16 protein-coding genes and 1 pseudogene are annotated in these 22195 nt (G+C 72.3%); 8 read left to right on the top strand and 9 right to left on the bottom strand.

The features are described from left to right. Positions 1–4 precede the first annotated feature (4 nt). From E6R62_RS20535 to E6R62_RS20525, 3 genes are all read left to right on the top strand, one after another. Positions 5–1414: a TIR-like protein FxsC gene (locus E6R62_RS20535; protein WP_168714122.1), complete on the top strand. Its 1410-nt coding sequence runs from the start codon at positions 5–7 to the stop codon at positions 1412–1414. Further along, positions 1398–5375 (top strand): FxSxx-COOH system tetratricopeptide repeat protein, encoded by a 3978-nt coding sequence (gene fxsT / locus E6R62_RS20530; RefSeq protein WP_136214950.1) that lies wholly within the window; start codon positions 1398–1400, stop codon positions 5373–5375. The genes E6R62_RS20535 and fxsT overlap by 17 nt, the downstream gene beginning before the upstream one ends. Positions 5376–5451: 76 nt before the next feature. Continuing rightward, positions 5452–6348 carry a DUF4231 domain-containing protein gene (locus E6R62_RS20525; protein ID WP_136214949.1) on the top strand — a complete coding sequence of 299 codons (897 nt, stop codon included), beginning with the start codon at positions 5452–5454 and terminating at the stop codon, positions 6346–6348. A gap of 24 nt (positions 6349–6372) precedes the next feature. On the opposite strand, the gene E6R62_RS20520 is transcribed toward E6R62_RS20525, so the two are convergent. The 4 genes from E6R62_RS20520 to E6R62_RS20505 form a co-directional block, all read right to left on the bottom strand. Beyond that, on the bottom strand, positions 6373–6852 hold the full coding sequence (locus tag E6R62_RS20520) for a hypothetical protein (RefSeq protein ID WP_136214948.1): 480 nt from the start codon (positions 6850–6852) through the stop codon (positions 6373–6375). A 91-nt stretch (positions 6853–6943) separates the two neighbouring features. Further along, positions 6944–7825 carry a S1 family peptidase gene (locus E6R62_RS20515; protein WP_136214947.1) on the bottom strand — a complete coding sequence of 294 codons (882 nt, stop codon included), beginning with the start codon at positions 7823–7825 and terminating at the stop codon, positions 6944–6946. A 143-nt stretch (positions 7826–7968) separates the two neighbouring features. Next, entirely contained in the window at positions 7969–8802 is an 834-nt protein-coding gene (locus tag E6R62_RS20510) for a DUF1684 domain-containing protein (protein ID WP_136214946.1), read from the bottom strand. Between the two features lie 79 nt (positions 8803–8881). Further along, a complete protein-coding gene (locus tag E6R62_RS20505) occupies positions 8882–10153 on the bottom strand; it encodes a DUF5685 family protein (protein WP_136214945.1) in 1272 nt (423 codons plus the stop codon). 283 nt (positions 10154–10436) lie between these two features. Here E6R62_RS20505 and E6R62_RS20500 point away from each other — a divergent pair, with 283 nt between their 5' ends. After that, entirely contained in the window at positions 10437–10898 is a 462-nt protein-coding gene (locus tag E6R62_RS20500; protein ID WP_136214944.1) for a cell division protein SepF, read from the top strand. 9 nt (positions 10899–10907) lie between these two features. Here E6R62_RS20500 and E6R62_RS20495 read toward each other — a convergent pair whose 3' ends face one another. Both E6R62_RS20495 and E6R62_RS20490 read right to left on the bottom strand, forming a co-directional pair. Continuing rightward, complete coding sequence (locus E6R62_RS20495; protein ID WP_136214943.1) at positions 10908–12077, bottom strand: acyl-CoA dehydrogenase family protein; 1170 nt, start codon at positions 12075–12077, stop codon at positions 10908–10910. A 133-nt stretch (positions 12078–12210) separates the two neighbouring features. Further along, positions 12211–13806: an MFS transporter gene (locus E6R62_RS20490; RefSeq protein ID WP_136215026.1), complete on the bottom strand. Its 1596-nt coding sequence runs from the start codon at positions 13804–13806 to the stop codon at positions 12211–12213. A gap of 382 nt (positions 13807–14188) precedes the next feature. On the opposite strand from E6R62_RS20490, the gene E6R62_RS20485 reads away from it, so the two are divergent. Both E6R62_RS20485 and E6R62_RS20480 read left to right on the top strand, forming a co-directional pair. Then, positions 14189–15298: a glycosyltransferase family 39 protein gene (locus tag E6R62_RS20485; RefSeq protein ID WP_306432449.1), complete on the top strand. Its 1110-nt coding sequence runs from the start codon at positions 14189–14191 to the stop codon at positions 15296–15298. Positions 15299–15538: 240 nt separating this feature from the next. Next, positions 15539–16576 (top strand): phosphatase PAP2 family protein, encoded by a 1038-nt coding sequence (locus E6R62_RS20480; protein ID WP_136214942.1) that lies wholly within the window; start codon positions 15539–15541, stop codon positions 16574–16576. A gap of 364 nt (positions 16577–16940) precedes the next feature. On the opposite strand, the pseudogene E6R62_RS20475 reads toward E6R62_RS20480, so the two are convergent. Together E6R62_RS20475 and E6R62_RS20470 are read right to left on the bottom strand one after the other, a co-directional pair. After that, positions 16941–17894: pseudogene (locus E6R62_RS20475) on the bottom strand (helix-turn-helix transcriptional regulator); the annotation flags it as partial. Positions 17895–18194: 300 nt separating this feature from the next. After that, positions 18195–18914, bottom strand: a complete 720-nt coding sequence (locus E6R62_RS20470) for a transglycosylase family protein (RefSeq protein WP_136214940.1) — start codon at positions 18912–18914, stop codon at positions 18195–18197. 299 nt (positions 18915–19213) lie between these two features. On the opposite strand from E6R62_RS20470, the gene E6R62_RS20465 reads away from it, so the two are divergent. After that, positions 19214–20029: a hypothetical protein gene (locus E6R62_RS20465; RefSeq protein ID WP_136214939.1), complete on the top strand. Its 816-nt coding sequence runs from the start codon at positions 19214–19216 to the stop codon at positions 20027–20029. Positions 20030–20259: 230 nt separating this feature from the next. Then, positions 20260–20679 (top strand): hypothetical protein, encoded by a 420-nt coding sequence (locus E6R62_RS20460; protein WP_240801790.1) that lies wholly within the window; start codon positions 20260–20262, stop codon positions 20677–20679. A gap of 44 nt (positions 20680–20723) precedes the next feature. Here the strand turns inward: E6R62_RS20460 and der are convergent, their stop codons facing one another. Further along, positions 20724–22187: a ribosome biogenesis GTPase Der gene (gene der, locus E6R62_RS20455; RefSeq protein ID WP_136214937.1), complete on the bottom strand. Its 1464-nt coding sequence runs from the start codon at positions 22185–22187 to the stop codon at positions 20724–20726. Positions 22188–22195 lie beyond the last annotated feature (8 nt).

Here is a 22195-nt window from a genome sequence, read left to right as displayed (position 1 = left end):
AATGATGTTTCTTCGCTCGCATCTTCGGGACGGGGGTCGTGTGCCCGCATCAGTGCAGCCGTACTTCTTTCTCAGTTATGCGCATACGCCGAGATTCGGGGCCGGGGGGCCCGACCCCGACATGTGGGTCGAGCGGCTCTTCCGCGATCTCTGCAACCACGTGATGGCGCTGACTGATCTTCCCGCCGGTTCCGAGGCCGGCTTCATGGACCGTGAGATACGCAGCGGCGAGGGCTGGTCGGAACGGCTCGCGGCGGCGCTCGCCACCTGCCGGGTCTTCGTCCCCCTGTTCTCGCCGCGCTATTTCGCCAGCGAGATGTGCGGGAAGGAGTGGTTCGCCTTCGCGCAGCGCGCGATCCAGCACGGCGCGCGCCACAACGAGCCGCCGCCGGAGGCCATCGTGCCGGCCCTGTGGGTCCCGGTGCCGGCGACCCACATGCCGGGCCCGGCCTCGCGGTTGCAGTTCAACCACAACACCTTCGGCGAGCGCTACGTCACCGACGGCCTGTACGGCCTGATCAAACTGCGCGGCTACGCGGAGCAGTACGAGGCGGCCGTGTACGAACTCGCCAAGCGCATCGTGCACGTCGCCGAGACCGTACGCATCGACCCGATCAAGCCGCTGGACTACCGGGTGGTCCCGAGTGCCTTCGGCAGCAACGGCGGCAACCCGGCCCGCACCCTGCACATCACGGTCGCGGCCGCCTCCCGCCACGACATCCCGGAGGGCCGCAGCCCCGAGTACTACGGGGACAACGCGCTGGAGTGGAACCCGTACCACCCGGTGGCGCAGCGGCCCATCGCCTACGTGGCCGAGGACGTGATCCGCAACCTCAACTACCAGACCAGCCTCGGCTCCTTCGACGACGAGGCGGGCCACTTCGACAGCAAGCAGCCGCCGACCCGGCCGGAGATCCTGATCGTCGACCGTTGGGCGGTGGAGGACGAGCAGCGCCGCCAGCGCCTGGCCGCCTTCGACCAGGAACACCGACCGTGGATCAACGTGGTCGTGCCCTGGAACCGGTACGACCACCAGAGCCGCGCGAAGGAGGGCGAGCTGGCGGACCGGCTGGAGGGGACGATGCCCGTCAAGATGAGCCAGGGCCGGGCCGCCTGCCGGGCGGCCGCCAACGGCGTGGCCAACATGGAGATGCTCGGGCAGATCCTGCCCCAGGTGGTCGAGGCCGCCGCCCAGCAGTTCCTCAGACACGCCCAGGTGTACCCGCCGGCAGGCGGTACCCACATCGAACGGCCGCGGCTGATCGGGCCGATGGGGATGGACGAGCCGCCCCCGCCGCCGCCGCGCGTCCCCTTCCCGCCCGACACCGAGGCGGGCGGCGACGCACCGGGCGGGCCCGACACCAACGACGTCAGCGACACAGAGCGGGGGGACACGGATGACAGCCGGTCGTGACAGCCGTGGCGGACGCATCGTCACCTTCTATTCCTACAAGGGCGGTACCGGCCGCACCATGGCGCTGGCGAACACCGCCTGGATCCTGGCGGCCAACGGCAAGCGCGTGCTCGCCGTGGACTGGGACCTGGAGGCGCCGGGCCTGCACCGCTTCTTCCACCCCTTCCTGGACCCCTCCACGCTCGGGGCCACCACCGGGGTCATCGACCTGATCAGCGAATACGCCTGGGCCGCCACCAGCCCGGTGCAGCGCGCCGACGACTGGCACAAGGACTACGCGCGGATACAGCCGCACGCGGTCTCACTCACCCCGGAGACGCTGGGCTGGGAGTTCCCCGACGGCGGCACGCTCGACTTCGTCTCGGCGGGCCGGCAGAACCGCGAGTACTCGGCGACCGTGTCCACCTTCGACTGGGACAACTTCTACGACCGCCTCGGAGGCGGCCTCTTCTTCGACGCGTTGCGCGCCGACATGAAGAAGAACTACGACTACGTGCTGATCGACAGCCGCACCGGCCTGTCCGACATCGCCGACATCTGCACCGTGCACCTGCCGGACGTCCTGGTCGACTGCTTCACCCTCTCCGACCAGTCCATCGACGGCGCAGCCTCCGTGGCCCGGCAGATCGACGAACGGTTCAACGACCGGGGCATCAAGATCTACCCGGTGCCGATGCGCATCGACGAGGGCGAGAAGGAGAAGGCCGACGCGGGCCGGGCACTGGCCCGGATCAAGTTCGACCGTTTCCCGGGCGGCCTCGTCGGGGACGACCTGACGTCCTACTGGGGCGCCGTGGAGATCCCGTACCGGCCCTACTACGCCTACGAGGAGACCCTGGCCACCTTCGGCGACGAGGCCGGTCTCACCAACTCCCTGCTCTCGGCGTTCGAGCGGCTCACCGCCGTGGTCACCGAGGGCGAGGTCACCTCCATGCCGGCCATCGCCGAGGACGCGCGGATGCGCATCCGGGACGCCTTCACCCGGCGCCGCCCGGCCCTGCCCGCCGACCTGTTCCTCTGCTACGTCGCCGAGAACCGGATGTGGGCCGACTGGATCGAGTCGGTGCTCACCCGGGCCGGATTCCGTGTGGTGCCCAAGGACGTGTCGGCGGAAGTGGCCCCCGCCCCCTCCTCCGGGGACACGCTCGGCGGTTCGGGCATCAGCGTCGACAACGCCGCCCGCACGGTCGTGCTGCTCTCCAGTGCCTTCCTCAAGTCCGCGCGCGCCGTCGAGGTGTGGAACCGGGCCGCCGCCGACGACCCGACGGGGGGCCGGCGTCAGCTGGTGCCGCTGCGGGTGGGCGACGTACGGCTCGCGACCCCGTACATCGACCGGAACCCGGTCGACCTCTTCCGTCTCGACGAGGTGCACGCGACGACCGCCCTGCTGCGGGCGGTGGAGCGGCCCATGGCCCTGAACGACACCGTCAACAGTGCCTCCCAGCCCGGCCCCCGGTTCCCGGGCACGGTGCCCAAGATCTGGAACGCGCCGCCCCGCAACACCGGTTTCACCGGGCGCAGCATCGTGCTGGAGCGGATGCGCAACCAGCTCGGCGGGGGGATGGCCGTGGTGCTGCCGCAGCCGCAGACCCTGTACGGGCTCGGCGGCGTCGGCAAGACCCAGGTGGCCCTGGAGTACGTGCACCGGTTCATGGCGGACTACGACCTGGTCTGGTGGATCTCCTCGGAGCAGACCGACGACGTGGTCGCGGCCCTCGCCGAGCTGGCGGTACGGCTCGGCGCCCAGACGGGCGAGGACATGGCGGCCGCCTCCCAGGAGGCGATCGACCTGCTGCGACGCGGCGTGCCCACCTCGCGCTGGCTGCTGGTCTTCGACAACGCCGACGACCCCGAGGCGCTCAAGCGGTTCTTCCCGCCGGGCGGCCCGGGGCACGTGCTGGTCACCTCGCGCAACCAGTCCTGGTCGCAGTACGGGGACGCCCTGCCGGTGGACGTGTTCCTGCGCGAGGAGTCCGTCGAGCACCTCCAGCGGCGCGCCCCCGGTCTTTCCCACGAGGACGCCGAGCAGGTGGCCATAGCGGTGGGTGACCTGCCGCTCGCCGTCGAGCAGGCGGGTGCCTGGATCGCGGAGACCGCCACGCCCGTGTCCGCGTACCTGGAACAGTTGGCGCAGCAGGCCGCGAGCGTGCTCGGGTTGAACCAGCCGGCCGGCTACCCGGAGCCGGTCGCCGCGACCTGGAACGTCTCCATCGAGCGCCTCCAGTCCCGCTCCCCGGCCGCCGTGCGGCTGTTGCAGCTGTGCGCCTTCTTCGCGCCGGAGCCGATATCGGCGAACCTCCTGTACAGCAAGGAGATGATCAACGCCCTCAAGCCGTACGACTCCTCGCTCCAGGAGAAGCTGATGCTGGGGCGGGTGATCCGGGAGATCGGCCGGTTCGCGATGGCCAAGGTCGACCAGGTCGGCAACAGCATCCAGGTGCACCGCCTCGTCCAGGCCGTGATCCGGGCGCAGTTGTCGGAGGAGGAGCAGCGCGAGGCCCGGCACGCCGTGCACCGCATCCTGGCCGGTGCCCGGCCCGATGACGACGAGCCCATAGACAATCCGGCCACCTGGCCGCGGTTCAACACGATCTGGCCGCACCTGACGCCTTCGGAGGCCCGGTTCTGCAAGGAGCCGGAGACCCGCCGACTGCTGATCGACCGGGTGCGCTACCTGTGGAAGCGCGGCGACTTCAAGGCCGCGTACCAGCTCGGCGAGGAGCTGCGCGAGGTGTGGAAGGAGATGCTGGGCGACAGCGACCTCCAGTACCTGTACCTGCGCTTCCACCTGTCGAACATCCTGCGCTCGCAGGGCCGGTTCGTGGAGGCGAAGGAGATGGACGAGGTCACCCTGGAACGGCAGCGGACCGCGCTCGGGCCCTCCCACCCGCACACGTACATGACCACCAGCGGTCTCGCGATGGACCTGGGGGCGCTCGGCCGCTACGGCGAGGCGATGGAGCTGGCGACGGCCGCGCACGAGGGCTTCGGGCAGATCTTCCACGAGGCGCACCCCAGGACCCTGGCCGCCGCGAACAACCTGGCCCTGAACCTGCGCATGGTCGGGCAGTACTCCCGGGCCCGGGAGATCGACCAGGAGGTGTTCGACCGGCGCACCGAGGTACTGGGCCCGGACCACCCGTACACCCTGTCCTCGGCGCAGAACCTGGCCCGTGACCTGCGCGAGGTGGGCCGGTACGACGATTCGGTGCAGTTGCTGAGCCGGACGTACGACATCTACAAGCGGACGCTCGGCCGGGCCTTCCCGGGCACCCTGTCCGCGGCGAAGAACCTGGCGGTGTCGCTGCGCAGGGCGGGCGACCTGGAGGACGCGCTGCGGCTGACGACGGCGACGCGCAACCGCTACCGCGCCAAGTACACGTCCGTCAACCCGGACCTGCTGGCCTGTGAACTGAACCTGGCGGCCGACCTGTTCGCGACCGGGGACGCGGGCGCGGCGCGGGACCTGGCGCAGGAGGTGGTGGACGAGTACGTGAAGGTGCCGGGCGAGCGGCACCCGTACACCCTGGCGGCCGTCAACAACCTGGCCGTCTTCCACTGGGGCACGGGCTCCGCTGACACGGCGGAGCCGATGCTGCGCCAGACGATCCGGCACATGCGCGAGGTGCTGGGCGACAACCACCCGCACACCATCTTCGGCAACCTGAACCTGGCCAACGCCCTCGCCGACCTCGGGGACCCGGAGGGTGCGTTGGAGCTGGAGCGGCTGGTGGTGCTGCGGCTGCGCGAAGCGCTCGGGACGCACCACCCGGAGACCCTGGCGGCCGCGTCGAACATGGCGGTGAGCCTGGACATGATGGGCCGCAAGGAGGAAGCGGCCCGGGTACGGACGGAGACGGTGGCCGAGCTGACGCGCCTGCTCGGCGAGGACCACGGTCTGACCCGCTACGCCCGCGACGAGCGCCGGGTCCACCGCGACCTGGAGCCGCTCGCCGTGTGATCCGACGGAGGGCGGCCCCCGCACGGGCCGCCCTCCGCCCCTACAGCAGACCTGGGGGGTTGCTGTGAGCGACAGCATGACGTTCCGGAACGAGGACCTGCCGGCCCTCTTCCACCACACCGACCAGGCGGCGATCTCCCGGCAGCGGGAGTCCACCCGGGCCACGCGCCGGCAGCTGATGCTGCTGGTGGCGGCCGCGGCGGCCGCCACCCTGCCCTCCGCGCCCGCCGCGGGCCCGCTGCACCTGTTCGGCGCGCTGAGCGCGCTGGCCTACGCCGGGGTGCTGGCGGTGGGCGTAAGGGCGACCAGGCGCCGGGCCCGTCCGCAGTGGCAACTCAACCGGAGCGCGGCGGAGTTCATCAAGTCCCTGGCCTGGCGGTACGCGGTGCACGGGGCGCCGTTCGGCAGTGACGTCGGCGCCCCGGAGGCGACGTACCGGACCCGACTGGAGGCGGGGCTGGACGAGCTGCGCAAGATGGGTTGGGAAGATCCCCGCGCCGCGGGCCTGGTGCCGGAGGGCGGGGAGATCACCGGGGCGATGCAGCGGCTGCGCGGACTGGGCTACCAGGTGCGCCGGGAGACGTACGTACGGGATCGGTTGATCGAGCAGCGCAACTGGTACCAGCGCAAGACGGAGGTGTCCCGGCGGGCGACTGCGCTGTGGTCCTGGACGATCGTGCTGCTGACGTGCGTGGCCCTGCTGTTCTCGCTGCTCGGCGCGTTCGGCTCGGGGCCGGGCCCGTCACTCACGGCGCTGCTGAGCGCCGCCGCCGCGGCGGCCGTCGCCTGGAACGAGGTCAGGCGCCACCATCCGCTGATCGAGGCGCACACGCTGATCGAGCAGGACCTGTCGGCGATGATGGTGGTGATGCAGACGACGATCACCGAGTCGCAGTGGCCGTCGGCGGTGTACGAGACGGAGCGGTACGTCTCCCCGCAGCACACGGACTGGCTCGCCCGGCACAGCAGTTGAGCGGTGGCGGGCACAGGGCGTGGCTCACTCCCGGGTCACGCCCTCCCGCCAGATGACGGTGACGGGTTTGCCGAGTGCCCGGGCGTAGGCGACGATCTCGCCGGTGCCGCCGTGGCCGCGGGCCGGGAGGCCGTCCCAGACGGCGACCAGGCGGTCGCACGACTCGGCGATGTAGGTGCCGGCGGCGTAGTACGCCTCGTCGGTGGAGCGGGCGAAGCCCATCCGCACCTCCTGGGCGGCCCGGCGCCTGAGCCGCCGGTAGCGGGCCAGGGCTTCGGCGTCCGCGAAGTCGTCCTCGTAGTCCTCGCTGGGGATCACCACGGTGAGGTCCGCGCCGCATTCCAGGGCGATGCCGGCGAACAACTGGTCCGCGCCCTCCGCGAGGCTGGAGAGCGCCTCCAACGGCCCCTCGCGGCCGCACAGTACGGCCCGCAGGCACTGCCCGACGTGTCCGAGCGCCTCGATGGGAATCGACCGGTGACCGGTCACCCCGATGCGTTTCATAAGGAAACCTGCCTCCCCCCGGAAACACGCACGCCCTGGACATCCTCCCAGAAGGCGGGAGGACGTCCAGGGGTACGCGGACGCGGGTGGCTCAGTACACGCTGACGCCGTAGGCGTTCAGGGCTTCCACGACGGGCTGGAAGAAGGTGGTCCCGCCGGAGGAGCAGTTGCCGCTGCCGCCGGAGGTGAGGCCGACCGCGCGGCTGCCGGAGTAGAGCGGGCCGCCGCTGTCGCCGGGCTCCGCGCAGACATTGGTCTTGATCATGCCGTAGACGATGTCGCCGTTGCCGTAGTTGACGGTGGCGTTGAGGCCGGTGACGGTGCCGCCGTGGACTCCGGTGGTGGAGCCGCGTCGGGTGACGGACATGCCGGTGGTGGCGTCGACGGCGCTGGTGATGTCCTGGCTGCCGACGGTGCCGGGCGGCACGGGCGAGTTGCCGGCGTACTTGATCAGGCCGTAGTCATTGGTGGGGAAACTGGAGCCGACGGTGGTGCCGATGGTGCTGCTGTGGGAGGTGCTGGTCCACCAGGTGCCCGCGCCGTCGGTGCAGTGCCCGGCCGTGAGGATGTAGTAGTTGCTCCCGCTCCTGACGTTGAAGCCGAGCGAGCAGCGCCAGCTCGACGCGTAGATGGCGTCGCCGCCGGAGAGCAGCTTGCGCAGCTTGCCGGAGGTGCGCTCGATCCGCAGGGCCGCGGCGTCGGGTCCGGCCTCGCGGCGGATCCTGGCGATGTCGGCGGCCGTGACGGTGGAGTCGGCGGTGACCACGAGGGTCCCGGTGGCGGGGTCGGTGTTCCAGGCGGTACCGGCGACGTCGGCACGCAGGACGGAGGCCTCGGCCGAGGCCAGCCGGGCGGCACTGAAACCGCTGTCCTTCGCGTCCGCGCTGGCGGCGGTGGGCAGCGCGAGCGCGGCGACGGCGGCGGCGCCGACGGCGGCCGCGAGCAGCCTGGTACGGGTGATCTTGGTCCTCACTTCGTCCTCCCGGTAAGGGATCGGGGCCCGGCGCGTGGGGGTGCCGGTGCCTGTGAGGGAGCGGCCGGGGGCACGGCGAACGCCTGGCGTTCGCCGTGCCCCTGACAAGTCCCTAGAGAGACGCTGACGGGAGTGTCCTGGCGTCAGATTGCTGGAGCAAGGGCGGGTTTCAGCCTCCGCTCGCCCGCCGCGACCGCGAACGGCAGGATGTTGCCGGGCGGGGGGAAGGGGCAGATGAAGTGATCGGCGAAGGCACAGGGAGGCAACAGCGCCCGGTTGAAATCGACGGTGACGGAGCGGTCCGCGGCGGGGGTACCGGGCCGCAGGAATCGGAAACGGTAACTGGACGTGCCGCTGGTGGCGTCGGCGAAGACGGCCCAGAGGCTGCCGTCCTCACGGTCCACCGCGACCTGGAGGGTGTGCTCCACGCCCCCGTGGACGAAGCTCAGCTCACCCCCGAGGCCGAGCCCCCGGGTTCGTCCGTCGGCGTTCTCGACCTGGACGGTCTGGTCCTCGCCGTAGGGGCGGAAGTGGCCCACCTGCACGAAGTCGGGATCGTAGGGGCCCGCCTCGATACCGCCGAAGGCGCGCCGGGCCGCCGCGGCCGGGTCGAAGGCGCGGACCGCCCACTCCCCCTCCCGCAGGACGACCACGAGGCGTACGTCCCCGGCCGTGACCCGCGACCGCGAGGCCGGACCGTCGTCGGCGGCGAGTTCGACGTCGCCCGTGAAGGGCTGGCCGTCGAGGCCGAGTCCGTCCCGCGGTCCGGCGTTGAGGGCCACCGCGCCCTCGGTGACGCGCCAGCGCCCCGGAACGGCCGGAATTCGACCGTCCGGGTAGTCGGCGAGCCAGTGCGTGCCGGTCAGGGAGAGTGGTCCGTAAGGGGCGGACACGGTGGCCAGGCGGCGTTCGTGCCACTGCTTCCAGGCGGTGTCCGGGTCGTCCGCCGCGTGGCCGCCCGCTTCGTGATCGCTCATGGCCCTCAGCCCTTCCACACGGGCGGTGAGGGGAACCGCCCGGTACTCCGTCCGGGGCCGCGGGTCACCTGACAGGCGGTCAGCAGCCGTCGCAGGGACAGCAGCAGCACTCGCACCCGTCGCAGCCGCCGCAGTCGCAACCGCCGCAGTCACCGCAGTCGCAGTCGTCGCACCACGCGTCCCGCTTCTCGCGCGACCACGGGCCCTCGTAGTCGGTACAGCACAGTTGGCAGGTGCAGAACAGCCCCACGGCGACCGCGCAGCCGGCGAGCAGCCCGCGGCGCGGCTTCCGCGGGGGCAGCCCGCCCCCACCGCCGCCCCAGCCGGGGCCGCCCGGGCCCATCGGCGGGGGCATCCCCGGCCCGGCCGGCGGGTACGGGGCGTACGGGCCTCCGCTCCCGTACGGCGCCCCGCCGGCGCCCGGGCCCCCGTACCCCTGCGGCGCGGCCCCGAAGCCGCCCTGCCCCGCGGAGTTCACCGCCGTGTGACCGCAGCCGCCGGTCCCGAAGGCGCGGTCCACGGAGGTGCGCAGTTCGTGCACCAGCAGCCGGTGCGCGAGGCCCGCGTCGGCGAACTCCACCTCGCGCAGGGCGAGCCGGATGCCGTGGAGGGCGTCGTCGCACAGTCGCCGGGCCTCGGTGAGGGTGGTGCCGGTGGCCGTGAGGGGGTTCCAGGCGCCCGCCTCGGCGTCGGCGGCCCGATCCTCCACGGCGTCCAGCAGGTGCGCGAGCCGCCCGAAGTAACGGCCCGCCTCGGCGAGCGCGGCGGCGTTGCCTGGCCGTCCGGCGAGGATCGCGGTATGCGCGAAGGCGGCCGCCGTCGCGGTCTCCGTCGGCTCGGTGACCACCAGCACGGGTGTGCCGGGGCCTGCCAGGGACTCGATGCCGCCCTGTCGGTCGACGGCGTCGACCAGCACCGCCGTGTCGAAGCCCAGCGAGGCCCCGGTCCGGGCGCCGGCCCGGTCCCAGCCCCGGGCGACCCGGCGGGCGGCGGCCGCGATCGGGGCCCGGGCCAACAACCCGTCTCGGTCCGCGACGTGGTCCCGCACCTTCGCGGAGGCGAGCACCAGTGAGACCGCGGCGGCGAGGCGGGCACCCTGCCCGTCGGCCACCGCGGCCGTCCGCATCCCGCGCAGGGGACACGGCCCGGCGGTGCGGCGCGAGCCGGGGGCCGGGCCAGACTGAGCCTCCGTCAGAACGGAGACCAGCAGCCCGTCGTAATTGGTGACGATCCTGGCGAACTGGCCGTGGTCCCCGCGAAGTGCCAGGCACAGCCCGCAGAGATGGGCCATCCACTCGGTCTTGAACCGCTCCCCCAGCCGGTGCGTGCAGGGTCTGACTATGCCGAACAAGTGTGGTTCCCCCGTGTCATACGCGTGCTTGGCGGGCATCGTATCGAGCCCGGTCGTTCACCCGTACGCCCGCAGGGCTCACCCGGACGGCGTCCGCAGTCGTATTTTCACTCAGTCAGCAGCGACAGGCGGTCGGAACCTTGACGGTGCAACGGATGTTCTGCACCAGTACCGTCACGAAACCCGTGCGCGCCGACTATCCACTTGGCGCGTTGTCAGCATCATGGACGACCATAGGGGCAGCGGAAGAGAAGACAACTGACCGCGGTGAAAGGAGGCGTCCATGGGTTCGGTGCGCAAGGCGAGTGCCTGGTTGGGTCTCGTGGAGGACAACGACGACGAGCGGTACTACGACGACGACTACGCGGAGGCCGTGGAGCGTCAGCACGGCGGCTCGGTGTCCGGACCCGGCGACCAGTGGGTCACCGATCCGCGCGTCAAGGTGGCGTCGGAGTCCGCGGTCGAGCAGGGTCGGCGGATCGCGACCGTGACGCCCGACGGATTCCGTGACGCGCGTGGAATCGGCGAGCTGTTCCGCGAGGGCGTCCCGGTGATCGTCAACCTCTCGTCCATGGAGCCGGCCGACGCGAAGCGCGTGGTCGACTTCGCCGCCGGTCTGACCTTCGGGCTCCGCGGCTCGATCGAGCGGGTGGCGACCAGGGTCTTCCTGCTGACCCCGGCCGACACCCAGATCGTCAGCGGCGAAGCGGGCGGTCGCGCCCGGGACTTCTTCAACCAGAGCTGAGCAGGGCCCTCACCGGAAGGCGTCGAGCCCGGTGAGCGCCTTGCCCAGCACCAACTGGTGCATCTCGACGGTTCCCTCGTAGGTGAGGACCGATTCGAGGTTGGTGGCGTGCCGCATGACGGGGTATTCGAGCGAGATCCCGTTGGCACCCAGGATGGTCCGCGCGGTGCGGCAGATGTCGATGGCCTCGCGGACGTTGTTGAGCTTGCCGAAACTGATCTGCTCCGGTCGCAGGGACCCCGCGTCCATGCGCCGGCCCAGGTGGTGGGCGAGCAGGATGCCCTTGTGGAGTTCCAGCGCCATGTCCGCGAGCTTGGCCTGGGTGAGCTGGAAGCCGCCGATCGGCTTGCCGAACTGCTCCCGCGTCTTCGCGTAGTCGAGCGCCGCCTCGAAGCAGGCGCGCGCCGCGCCCATGGCACCCCAGATGATCCCGTACCGCGCGTGGCTGAGGCAGCCCAGCGGCCCCTTGAGCCCGGTGACGCCGGGAAGCACCGCGTCGGCGGGCAGCCGTACGTCGTCCATCACCAGCTCGCTCGTCACCGACGCGCGCAGCGACCACTTGTGCTTGATCTCCGGCGCGGAAAAGCCGGCGCTGTCCGTGGGGACGGCGAATCCGCGGATTCCCTCGTCGGTCTGCGCCCAGACCACGGCGACGGCGGCGACGCTGCCGTTGGTGATCCACATCTTGCGGCCGTTCAGCACCCAGTCGGTACCGTCGCGCTTGGCGTACGTGCGCATCGCGGCCGGGTCGGAGCCGACGTCCGGCTCGGTCAGTCCGAAGCAGCCGATCAGCTCGCCGGCCGCCATGCCCGGGAGCCAGCGCTGCTTCTGCTCCTCCGAGCCGTAGCGGTGGATGGCGTACATCGCGAGCGAGCCCTGTACGGAAACCAGGGACCGGATGCCGGAGTCGGCGGCCTCCAGCTCCAGGCAGGCCAACCCGTACTGCACGGCGCTGGCCCCGGCGCACCCGTACCCCTGAAGGGACATCCCGAGCGCCCCGATCGCCCCGAGCTCCCGGGCCAGCTCCCGGATGCCGGGCAGCTCCCCGCGCTCGTACCAGTCGGCGATCTCCGGCAGCACCCGGTCCGCGGCCCAGCCGCGCACGGTGTCTCGGACGGCGCGGTCCTCGGGGCTCAGCAGATCGTCGAGCCCGAGCGGGTCGGTGGGTACGAAGGACACGTGGCCTCCCGGCGGCCTGGAGCGAAACCTAGCGCCGCAAGTTTCTCCCCCCGCCGCCCTCTTTTCCAGCCCCCCCGGCGACCCGCCGGCCACGCTCGGCCCCGGCGGCCACGCTCAGCCCCGCCGGCCACGCTCAGCCCCGCCGGCCCACGGCCGCGTCGCACTCCGCCTGCTCACCGGTCGACCGCCCCTGCGCCGGCACCCGCGCCGTCTCCGACGCGTCCCCGCACTCCATCGCCCTCGGCAGCTTCAACGCCATCACCGCCCCCGCGAACAACAACAGCGCGCTCACCACCAGCGTCACGTGCAGCCCGTGCACGAACGAGTGCCGCGCCGCCGCGTACAGCGACTCTCCCGCCGACCCGCCCAACCGCGCCGCGATCTGGTACGCCTCGCCCAGGGAATGCGCCGCGTTCCCCGAGTCGGCGGCCGACACCCCCGGTACGTCCGCCAGCCCGGGCGCGTACGCCGCGTTCATCACGCTCCCCAGGAGCGCGATGCCCATGCCCGCCCCGAGCTGGTAGGAGGTCTCGCCTATGGACGCCGCGCCGCCCGCCTTGGTCGCCGGCACCTCGCTCAGCATGGACTCGTACGCCGCGAACAACGTCGTCTGGAGCCCGAAGCCGAGCAGCACGAACCCGACGGTCAGCAGCACCGGCCGGTCCTGCTGCCCCATCAGCGTCAACAACAACACCGAGCAGCCGGTCAGCACGAAGCCCAGCGAGACCATCGTGCGCGGCCCGATCCGCTGGAGGGTGTACGAGCCGGTCGCGCCCGCGGCCATCGCCGCGAAGGTCAGCGGCAGCAGTCGCAGACCCGTCTGCAGCGGGGTGAGGTGCAACACCAGCTGGAGGTACTGGACGGCGATCAGCTCCAGGCCGACCAGCGCCAGCATGGCGAGCACGATGCAGCCGACGGATGTGGAGAAGGCGGCGCGGGAGAACATCCGCATGTCGATCAGCGGGTGCGTCCGCCGCCTCTGGCGCCGCACGAACAGCACGAGCAGCGCCGCGCCCAGCAGCAACGGCACCAGCGCCTGCGCGTCGGCGAGCTGCCGCTCCGCGCCCAGCCGCTTGACCCCGAGCACCGCTCCCAGCACGCCGCCGGCCGCCATCAGCGCGCCCAGGACGTCCCAGGGTCCGTCGGCGGAGCCCTTCGACTCGGGCAGCAGCCACCGGCCCAGCGGAAGGATCAGCGCCATCAGCGGGATGTTGATGAGGAAGACCGAACCCCACCAGAAGTGCTGGACGAGGAACCCGCCGAGCACCGGCCCGCTCGCCGCCCCGATGGCCGCTACGGCGGTCCATATCCCGATGGCCAGCGCCCGCTCACGCCGGTCGGGGAAGACCTGGCGCAGGATCGACAGGGTGGCGGGCATGATCATCGCGCCACCGACGCCGAGCAGGGCGCGCGCGGCGATCAGGACCTGCGCGTTGTCGGCGAGGGCGGCGACCGCCGAGGCGACGCCGAAGAGTCCGTATCCGAGCAGGAGTATCCGGCGACGCCCGACCCGGTCACCGAGGGTGCCGAAGAGGATCAGCAGGGCCGCGCACACCAGCGGATAGGCGTCGACGATCCACAGGAGTTCCATCGCCCCGGGGCGCAGGTCCTCGGTGACGGAGGGGACGGCGACGTGCAGGATCGTCGCGTCGAGCGCGACCAGCACGAGGCTCACGCACAGCACGCCCAGCACCAGCCAGCGGTTGGTCCCGCCGGAGACGGCGCCCATCCGTTGCCGGGCGGACAAGGGGGAGGGCGAGGCGGGGGGAACCGACACGGGGGGAACCGTAGAGCGCTCACCGTCGCCGGTCGTGTTCGTCCCCGACATGCATGTACCTCCCAGGTGATCCCTCGCACTCGGCGGACCAGCGTCTTGTGGGGGCCGCGGAGGGTGGTGCGCTTGCGGCGTCCTGCGGGGTCCGGCATCGACTCGCGCGAGTGAAGGGTCAGCGTACGCGAGTTCGCCTGACCGACGCGTGGTCAAGCTCTCATCACGGCGAGGCCCTCCTTGTGGCGTGCGCCACTCGTCCCGCTCCCCCACCCCGCCCGCGTGGCCGCCGCCCGTGGTCGCGGGCCCTGGACCGGGGGCGGCGGAGTCGATAATCGTGCCCGTGAAAGATCTCGTATTGCGCCGGGCCGCTCCCGCGCTGACCGCCTTCGCGGCGATACGGCTGCTCGGGCTGGCAGCGCTCGCCGTGTGGGGTGCGGCGGTCGGCAGCAGTCCGCACACCTTGCTCTCGGCGCGCTGGGATTCGCTCTGGTACGCCCGGATCGCCGCCGAGGGATACGGGTACGAGGTGGTCCTGCCGAACGGCGGCGTCCATTCCAACCTGGCTTTCTTCCCGCTGCTGCCCTGGCTGGAGCGGCTCGTCGCCGCGCCCACGGGGCTGTCGTACGGCTCCGCGGGCCTGGTGGTGTCGGTGGTCGCGGGGCTCGCGGCGGCCTGGGGCATCTTCGCCGTCGCCTCCCTCCTCCACGGCCGTCGGACCGGGGTGATCGCCGTGGCGCTGTGGGCGGCGCTGCCCGTCGCCGTGGTGCAGTCCATGGCGTACAGCGAGTCGCTTTTCACCGCACTGGCGGCCTGGGCCCTTTACGCCGTGCTGCGCGGCCGGTGGCTGACGGCGGGCCTGCTCGCCGCGGGGGCCGGACTGACCCGCCCGGTCGGCGCCGCGGTGGTCGCGGCGGTGTGGGTGGCGGTCGTACTGGCCTGGCGGCGCGGCGAGCGGTCCTGGCGGTCGGCGGTCGGGGCCCTGCTGGCCCCGACGGGTGCGGCGGCGTACGTCCTGTGGGTGGGCGCGCACACGGGGACCGGGCTGCTCGGCTACCTCGACGTGCAAGCCGGCTGGGGCAACGGCTTCGACGGCGGCTTGGCCTTCGCCCGGTTCATCGGTGCCCGACTGGCGTCACCGGCGTTCGCGGCCGGGGTGGGGCTGCTCGCCGGGGTGGGGCTGGTGCTGTGGTTGTACGGGCTGTGCGTCCGGCAGCGTCAGCCGGCGGCGTTGCTGGTGTACTGCGGGATCGTGGTGGCGCTGGCGCTGTGCGCGTCCGGGTACTTCGGCTCGAAGCCCCGGCTGCTGCTGCCCGCCTTCCCGCTGCTGCTGCCGGTGGCGGTGGGGCTGGCGAAGTGGCGCACGGGGCGGGCGGTCGCCGTCCTCGGGGCGCTGGCCCTCGTGTCCGCCGCGTACGGGGCCTTCTGGCTGAACGGGTCGGGTCCGCCGTAGGAACCGGCGGGGTCGACGGGGTGATCACGGAATGGATCATTCCGATCCATGTTTGAGCAAAGTGATTGAGCTGCGGCAATAAACGACGAGTAAGTGTGCGGATAATTGCCGCGCGAGAGTTCCAACCGCAGGCTAATTAACGGGAATTCAGCTCGCGTGAGACCAACTCCACATCACATGGTCATCACAAAGCCCGCGATTCGCCCGGGCCGCGCTTCGACGCGCGGTAACGTCGATTGAGTGCGTACCGACCAAATCCTGACCCGTCTGGAGCGGGTCTTCGCCCGGCTGGACCGGGAACCAGAGCGACCGGCCCATCTGCAAACCCCGCGGATGAGCCGGCATCGCGTCGTGCTCCTCGCGTCGACCCTCGTCTTCTACGTCGCGATCGTCGTGGCCGTACTGACGACGTCCTGGCTCGTCCGGCTGGACTGGCAGATCATGTTCTTCCGGCCCTACGAACAGTGGCCGCAGCTGCACGCCTTCCTCGACTACCTCGTGGTCCTGGGCCAGCGCGGACCCACCGCGGTCATGGTCGCGGCCTGGCTCGGCTGGCGCTCCTGGCGCCAGCACACGCTCCGCCCGCTGATCACGCTCGGCGTGGCACTGCTGCTGCTGAACGTCACCGTGGGCTCGGTGAAGCTCGGCCTCGGGCGGCTCGGTCCGCACTATGCCACCCAGATCGGTTCCGCCGAGCTCTTCGCCGGCGGCGATATATTCCCTTCCGGTCACACCGCCAACGCCGTCGTCACCTGGGGAATCCTGGCCTACCTGGCCTCCACCGTGGTCACCCGGCGGGTCCTGTCGATGGTCTCGGCGATCGTCTCGCTGAGCGTCGGCGCCACCACCGTGTACCTCGGCACCCACTGGGTCAGCGACGTCCTGCTCGGTTGGACCGCCGGGCTGTTGGTGCTGCTGGCCCTGCCGTGGTTCGAGCCGCTGATCGCCCGGTCCGAGGCCTACGTCTTCGAGCTGCGCGAGCGCCTGCGCAACCGTCTGGAGGAGGGGCAGGTGTCCGAGCCGGTCGCCGCCGCGCTCGTCCCGCTGGTCTCCGCGGGCGGCAAGTGGCAGCTGCGGCGCGCCGCCGACGCGACGGCCGGAGCCGGCCCGTCCGGCGGCCACGCCCCCGCGCCGCGCCCGGTGGCGCACGCCGCCGCCCGACCGCACGTCATACGGTCCGAACGCACCCCGGTCACCCCGGCGGGCAGCCGCCGTCCGGCGCACGCCGAACGGGCCGGCGCCCGGGGGACGGCGGCCCGGCCGGTCGCGGGCGGCTGAGCCGGCCCGACCCCGGCGGGAGGGTACGCACAGCCACCCCGCACCAGGCACGCGACGGCGGGCCGGTTCTCCGAACCGGCCCGCCGTCGTCGTTGATATGCCCAGCCCGTCACCCCGACGCCAGGACGTTCCTCCGTACCGGGTCACGCTTGTGTCACGAATTGTCGACAGTTCCTTGCCGAGCCCCTTGGCCGCGGCACCGCGCCGGGAAGCGGGAAAAGAGGGCGCGCGGAAGGCGATTGCGGCATGCGCGGACAACGCCTTCGGAATTCCACCCGCGCCCCCGGCTCCGGCCTATTACCCGCGGGGAATTGCGCCGCGCGGCGCCCGGACTGAATCCCCCTCAGTTTCTCCCCACGTCCTTCACGGACCGGTCGAGAAGGTCCCGCATGCCCCGCAGGCGCTCGGTCAGCTCCACCGGCTCGACCACCTCGAACTCACAGCCGAGCAGCATGAGGTGAATCACGAGGACGTCGAGGTTCACCGCCCCCGTGCGCAGCAGGCAGCTGCGCGCGTCGAGCGGCTCCAAGGTCCCGTCGCTCGGCCCGACGGTCCGCGCCGCCTCCTCCGCCGACACCTTGAGGCGCACCAGCGCCCGTGCGGCGTACGCGCGCTGGGACACGCCCCGGGAGACGTACGCGGCGAGGTCCGCGGCCGGGGGCGGGCGCGGGGTGAAGCGCGGGCCGTGCGGGGGCCGGGGTTCGATCCGGTCGGCGCGGAAGGTACGCCAGCCCTCCCGGTCGAGGTCCCAGGCGACGAGGTACCAGCGCCGCTCGGTGCACACCAGTCGGTGCGGCTCCACGGTGCGGTGGGTGACGACGCCGTCGTGGTCGCGGTACGCGAAGCGCAGCCGCTCGCTGTCCCGGCAGACGGCGGCGAGCCCGGTGAGCACGGCGGGGTCGACGGTGGGGCCCTGCGGGCCCCTCAGCATGGGCACGGTGAACTCGTTGAGCGCCGAGATCCTTCGACGCAGCCGGGACGGCAGCACCTGCTCCAGCTTGGCCAGGGCCCGTACGGAGGACTCCCCGATCCCCTCGACGCCGTTCCCGGCGGCGGTGCGCAGGCCCACGGCCACCGCGACGGCCTCGTCGTCGTCGAGCAGCAGCGGCGGCAGTTCCGCCCCGGCCCCCAACTGGTACCCGCCGCCGGTGCCGGGACTGGCGTTCACCGGGTACCCCAACTGCCGCAGCCGGTCGACGTCCCGCCGCACGGTGCGCGGGGTCACCCCGAGCCGTTCGGCGAGGGCGGCCCCGGTCCACTCCCGATGGGCCTGCAACAGCGACAACAGATGCAACAACCGCGCGGAGGTCTCAAGCATCCCCGAAGTCTGCCGGTCCCCCACCCACCCCTTCCCCACCGGCGCCCCAGGCGCGACCCGGCCGAAGCCGGCCCACCCACCCCCACCGCCCCCTCCAGCTCGCCGACCTATCCACCCCGGCCGACCCATCCCAGCCCGCCGGCGATCGAGGCGCACGGCCGGCCGGAGCACCGGCCGGGGAGTCAGCGCGGGGTCCGGGCGGAGTCCCGATACCGCCCGCGCCTCCCCCACCAGCCCGCCTACCCATCCCAGCCCCGCCGGCGATCGAGGCGCACGGCCGGGCGGAGCACCGGCCGGGGGTCAGCGCCGGGTCGGCCGCTTCGGTACCGCCCCGCCCGCCGAAGCCACCGGCACCGGCACCGGCACGCCAGCCGGCGAAGCCACCGGCACCGGCGAAGCCACCACCGGACCAGCCGGCGGAGCAACCGGCGGAGCAACCGGCAACACCAGCATCGTCCCCACCGCCACCGCCTCCGGCTTCCCCCCGATCACCGCCCGGTTCGCCTCGTACAGCGCCTTCCAACCCCCCGCCACCCTCCGCCGCCGCGCGATCGAGTCCAACGACTCCCCCTGCCGCACCACGTGCATCCGCCCCGCCAACCCGTACCGCTTCGAGCACACCGGCCACGCCTCCCACCCCTGGGTGCCCAGCACTTCCTCGCCCACCCTGATCTGCTGCTCCCGTCGCGCCAGGTCGGCCCGCGGCGCGAAGACGAGCCCCCCGTACTCCTCCCAGGTCGGCTGCCGGAACTGCAGCCCCCCGAAGAACCCGTTGCCCGTGTTGACCGCCCAGCGCCCGCTGCTCTCGCAGTCGGCCACGCAGTCCCAGGGCCACTCCCCGCCCGGCCCGCAGTCCCCCGGCCCCTGCCCGATCACCCCGGGCGCCCCGGGATGCGCCGCCCCGGCGGGCCCGGGCGCCGGCGGCGGTGGGGCCGAGGTCGCGCGGAAGGGGAGTACGAACACCAGCGCGGCTGCGGTCACGGCCGCCGACGCGGTCAACCGGGTGCGGAGGTCGGGCATCGGGTCACGCTAGGCACGCCCGCGACGCGCTCCCGACCCGCCACGCGGCCGACCTCCGCGCGCCACCCGGACGGCCGACCCGCCACCCACCCCGCGAACCGGGCAGCTTCGGCCGACAACTGCACTGAACCGGACGAGAGTTGCCACAAAAGAAAGTGCCCACCGGGCCGTTCACTCTCCCGGGTGGCCGGTTCGATTCCGTTCCCTCAAACGGCGTGACCCCGCGCACCGCTCCTCCGTTGTGCCCGGCGAGCCGGGAACCACCCGGCGCCCGCTCGCCTAGTCCGAGGAGCCACCCCGTGCCGCGCATGCTCGACGTCAGTGATGAGGTACGTGCCGAGATCGGTGACGAAGAAGCCGACAGGCTGCTCGTCGGCGACGACGCGCCGGGCAGTTACGACTGCACCTCCTGCCGCACCCCCGGCGACCCCGAGCGCGAACCCACCAGCACGGTGCTGTTCGTCGGCGAGGAGACCGCCGTCCTGGCCTTCGCGCACGCCAACTGCATCCCCTCGCAGGTCGTCTCCGTCTCCGAGGAGCAGCTCCAGGGCGCCGTCCGCTCCATCACGGGCGACAGCCCGGCACCGGCGGCCGTGCCCTCGTCCGGTGACGAGCCGCAGGCCGTGCCCGGTGGCCAGGCCGTCCTCGGCATCACCAGCGGCCTGGTCCTGATCGGCGGCGAGCTGCACCCCGCGCTGGTCGTCGAGCCGACCGCGCCGATCGCCCGTCCCGGCTCGACCGGCCCCGGCGACGACTTCCTGCCGCTCCTCATCGAGCAGGGCTTCATCCCCGTCACCGACACCAGTGAGCTGCCCTCCCCCCTGCACGGCTGGTCGGTGCTGCTCGCCGCCGGTCAGCTGCACGCGGTGCTCCAGCCCGGGCCGCAGGGCGGCAGCCCCATCCACTGGTGGCAGGCACACCAGGCGCTGTCCGTGACCGACGGCTGGAGGGCCGCCGTCAACAAGACCCAGCGCGTCCTCGTCTACGCCGCCCCGGTCGGCTCGATCGGTCAGCAGCCCCGTGAGGACCTGCTCCGCGACGCCCTCGACAAGGCCGCCGCCGACGGCCAGCTCGTCGCCGCGTCGATGCCCCTGGCGGGTACTCCGGGCGCCTGACGCCCGCCCCCGACGGGTCGGGCCCCGACAACCGGTCCGCCCGCGTCGCAACGGCCGCCCGGCCCCTCGCCGAAGGGGCCGGGCGGCCGCGCGACGTTCCGCCGCCCCGCCTGTCGAACCGCGTTTTCGCCCCGGTCAGGCCGCATCCGCAGGGCTCCGGGTTCGTTGGCTGATACGTGCATCCATACGACTCCTCCCGCGCCCCGTCCTTTTCGAGCAGCGTCCCCCCGATGCGCCCGTCCCGGGACCTGGACACCGCCCCGGCCGCCTCGCACACCCCGATCTACGACCTGCTGTACTCGGAGTACCTGCGCGCCTTCCGGGCGCTGCCGGGCGACCGTTCGGGCGAGGAGGACCTGGGCTTCACCTCGTTCTCCTACGGCGGCACCTCCACCGGCTTCGCCTACTCCGCCAGCACCGGCGGCAGCGCGTACGGCAACGGCTGGACCCGTTCCTCCTGGCAGCCGGCGGAGGGCTGGCAGCCCGCGTACGCCCCGACCCCCCAGCCGCTGCCGCAGCCCTCGTACGCGTACGCCGGAAGCAGCGGCGGCACCGGCGGTTACGACGCCAACGGCAACGGGCGGCAGCACCAGACCGGGATGCACCACATCCCGGCGGCCCTGCCGCCCGCTCCGCGCCGGGGCTACTGACCCCGGCGGCACGTCACCGCGTACGCCTGCTTCTTCGCGTACGCCTACTTCTTCTTCTTGTACTGGGCGCCGCGCTTCTCGCGGACCCGGACCGAGATGTGGATCGGGGTGCCCTCGAAGCCGAACTCCTCGCGCAGGCGACGCTCGATGAAGCGGCGGTAGCCGTGCTCCAGGAAGCCGGAGGCGAAGAGGACGAACCGCGGCGGCTTGCTGCCCGCCTGGGTGCCGAACAGGATGCGGGGCTGCTTGCCGCCGCGGATCGGGTGCGGGTGCGCGGCGACGACCTCGCCGAGGAAGGCGTTCAGCCGGCCGGTGGGGACGCGCGTCTCCCAGCCGGCGAGGGCGGTCTCGATCGCCGGGACCAGCTTCTCCATGTGGCGGCCGGTGAGCGCCGAGACGTTCACCCGCGGCGCCCAGGAGACCTGCTGCATCTCGGTCTCGATCTCGCGCTCCAGGTAGTAGCGGCGCTCCTCGTCGAGCTCGTCCCACTTGTTGTACGCGATCACGATGGCCCGGCCCGCCTCGACGGCCATGGTGATGATGCGCTGGTCCTGGACGCTGATGGTCTCGGTCGAGTCGATCAGGATGACCGCGACCTCCGCCTTCTCGACGGCGGCGGCCGTGCGCAGGGAGGCGTAGTAGTCGGCGCCCTGCTGGAGGTGGACCTTCTTGCGGATGCCGGCGGTGTCGACGAACTTCCAGGTGACGCCGCCGAGCTGGATCAGCTCGTCGACCGGGTCACGGGTGGTGCCGGCCAGCTCGTTGACGACGACGCGGTCCTCCTTGGCGACCTTGTTCAGGAGGGAGGACTTGCCGACGTTGGGCCGGCCGATCAGCGCGATGCGGCGCGGGCCGCCGAGGGGGGCGGCGCCGAAGGTCTGGGCGGGCGCCTCGGGCAGTGCGTCGAGGACGGCGTCCAGCATGTCGCCGGTGCCGCGGCCGTGGAGGGAGGACACCGGGTGCGGCAGGCCGAGGCCGAGCGACCACAGGGAGGCGGCGTCGGACTCGCCGCTCAGACCGTCGACCTTGTTGGCGCACAGCACGACGGGCTTGCCGGCCCGGCGCAGCAGCTTGACGACGGCCTCGTCGCTGTCGGTGGCGCCGACCTTGGCGTCCACGACGAAGACGACCGCGTCGGCGGTCTCGATGGCGTACTCGGCCTGGGCGGCGACGGCCGCGTCGATACCGAGGACGTCCTGCTCCCAGCCGCCGGTGTCGACGACCTTGAATCGGCGGCCGGCCCATTCGGCCTCGTAGGTGACGCGGTCGCGGGTGACGCCGGGCTTGTCCTCGACGACCGCCTCGCGGCGGCCGATGATGCGGTTCACCAGGGTCGACTTGCCGACGTTCGGGCGGCCGACGACGGCGAGGACGGGGAGCGGGCCGTGGCCGGCCTCCTCGATCGCGCCTTCGACGTCTTCGAGGTCGAAGCCTTCCTCCGCGGCGAGCTCCATGAACTCCGCGTACTCGGCGTCGCCAAGTGCTCCGTGGTCGTGCTGGTCGTTCATGAAGTCCG

It is taken from the genome of Streptomyces sp. A1136, from assembly GCF_004795055.1.
Taxonomy (GTDB): Bacteria; Actinomycetota; Actinomycetes; order Streptomycetales; family Streptomycetaceae; genus Streptomyces.
This window is presented reverse-complemented; position numbering and strand designations above follow the sequence as displayed.

What these genes read in the sequence shown, in the direction of transcription:
- E6R62_RS20535 (WP_168714122.1), top strand. Translation starts at nt 5, where the DNA reads ATGTTTCTTCGCTCGCATCTTCGGGACGGGGGTCGTGTGCCCGCATCA.
- E6R62_RS20525 (WP_136214949.1), top strand. Translation starts at nt 5,452, where the DNA reads ATGACGTTCCGGAACGAGGACCTGCCGGCCCTCTTCCACCACACCGAC.
- fxsT (WP_136214950.1), top strand. Translation starts at nt 1,398, where the DNA reads ATGACAGCCGGTCGTGACAGCCGTGGCGGACGCATCGTCACCTTCTAT.
- E6R62_RS20510 (WP_136214946.1), bottom strand. Translation starts at nt 8,802, where the DNA reads ATGAGCGATCACGAAGCGGGCGGCCACGCGGCGGACGACCCGGACACC.
- E6R62_RS20490 (WP_136215026.1), bottom strand. Translation starts at nt 13,806, where the DNA reads ATGGGCGCCGTCTCCGGCGGGACCAACCGCTGGCTGGTGCTGGGCGTG.
- der (WP_136214937.1), bottom strand. Translation starts at nt 22,187, where the DNA reads ATGAACGACCAGCACGACCACGGAGCACTTGGCGACGCCGAGTACGCG.
- E6R62_RS20460 (WP_240801790.1), top strand. Translation starts at nt 20,260, where the DNA reads ATGCGCCCGTCCCGGGACCTGGACACCGCCCCGGCCGCCTCGCACACC.
- E6R62_RS20520 (WP_136214948.1), bottom strand. Translation starts at nt 6,852, where the DNA reads ATGAAACGCATCGGGGTGACCGGTCACCGGTCGATTCCCATCGAGGCG.
- E6R62_RS20500 (WP_136214944.1), top strand. Translation starts at nt 10,437, where the DNA reads ATGGGTTCGGTGCGCAAGGCGAGTGCCTGGTTGGGTCTCGTGGAGGAC.
- E6R62_RS20470 (WP_136214940.1), bottom strand. Translation starts at nt 18,914, where the DNA reads ATGCCCGACCTCCGCACCCGGTTGACCGCGTCGGCGGCCGTGACCGCA.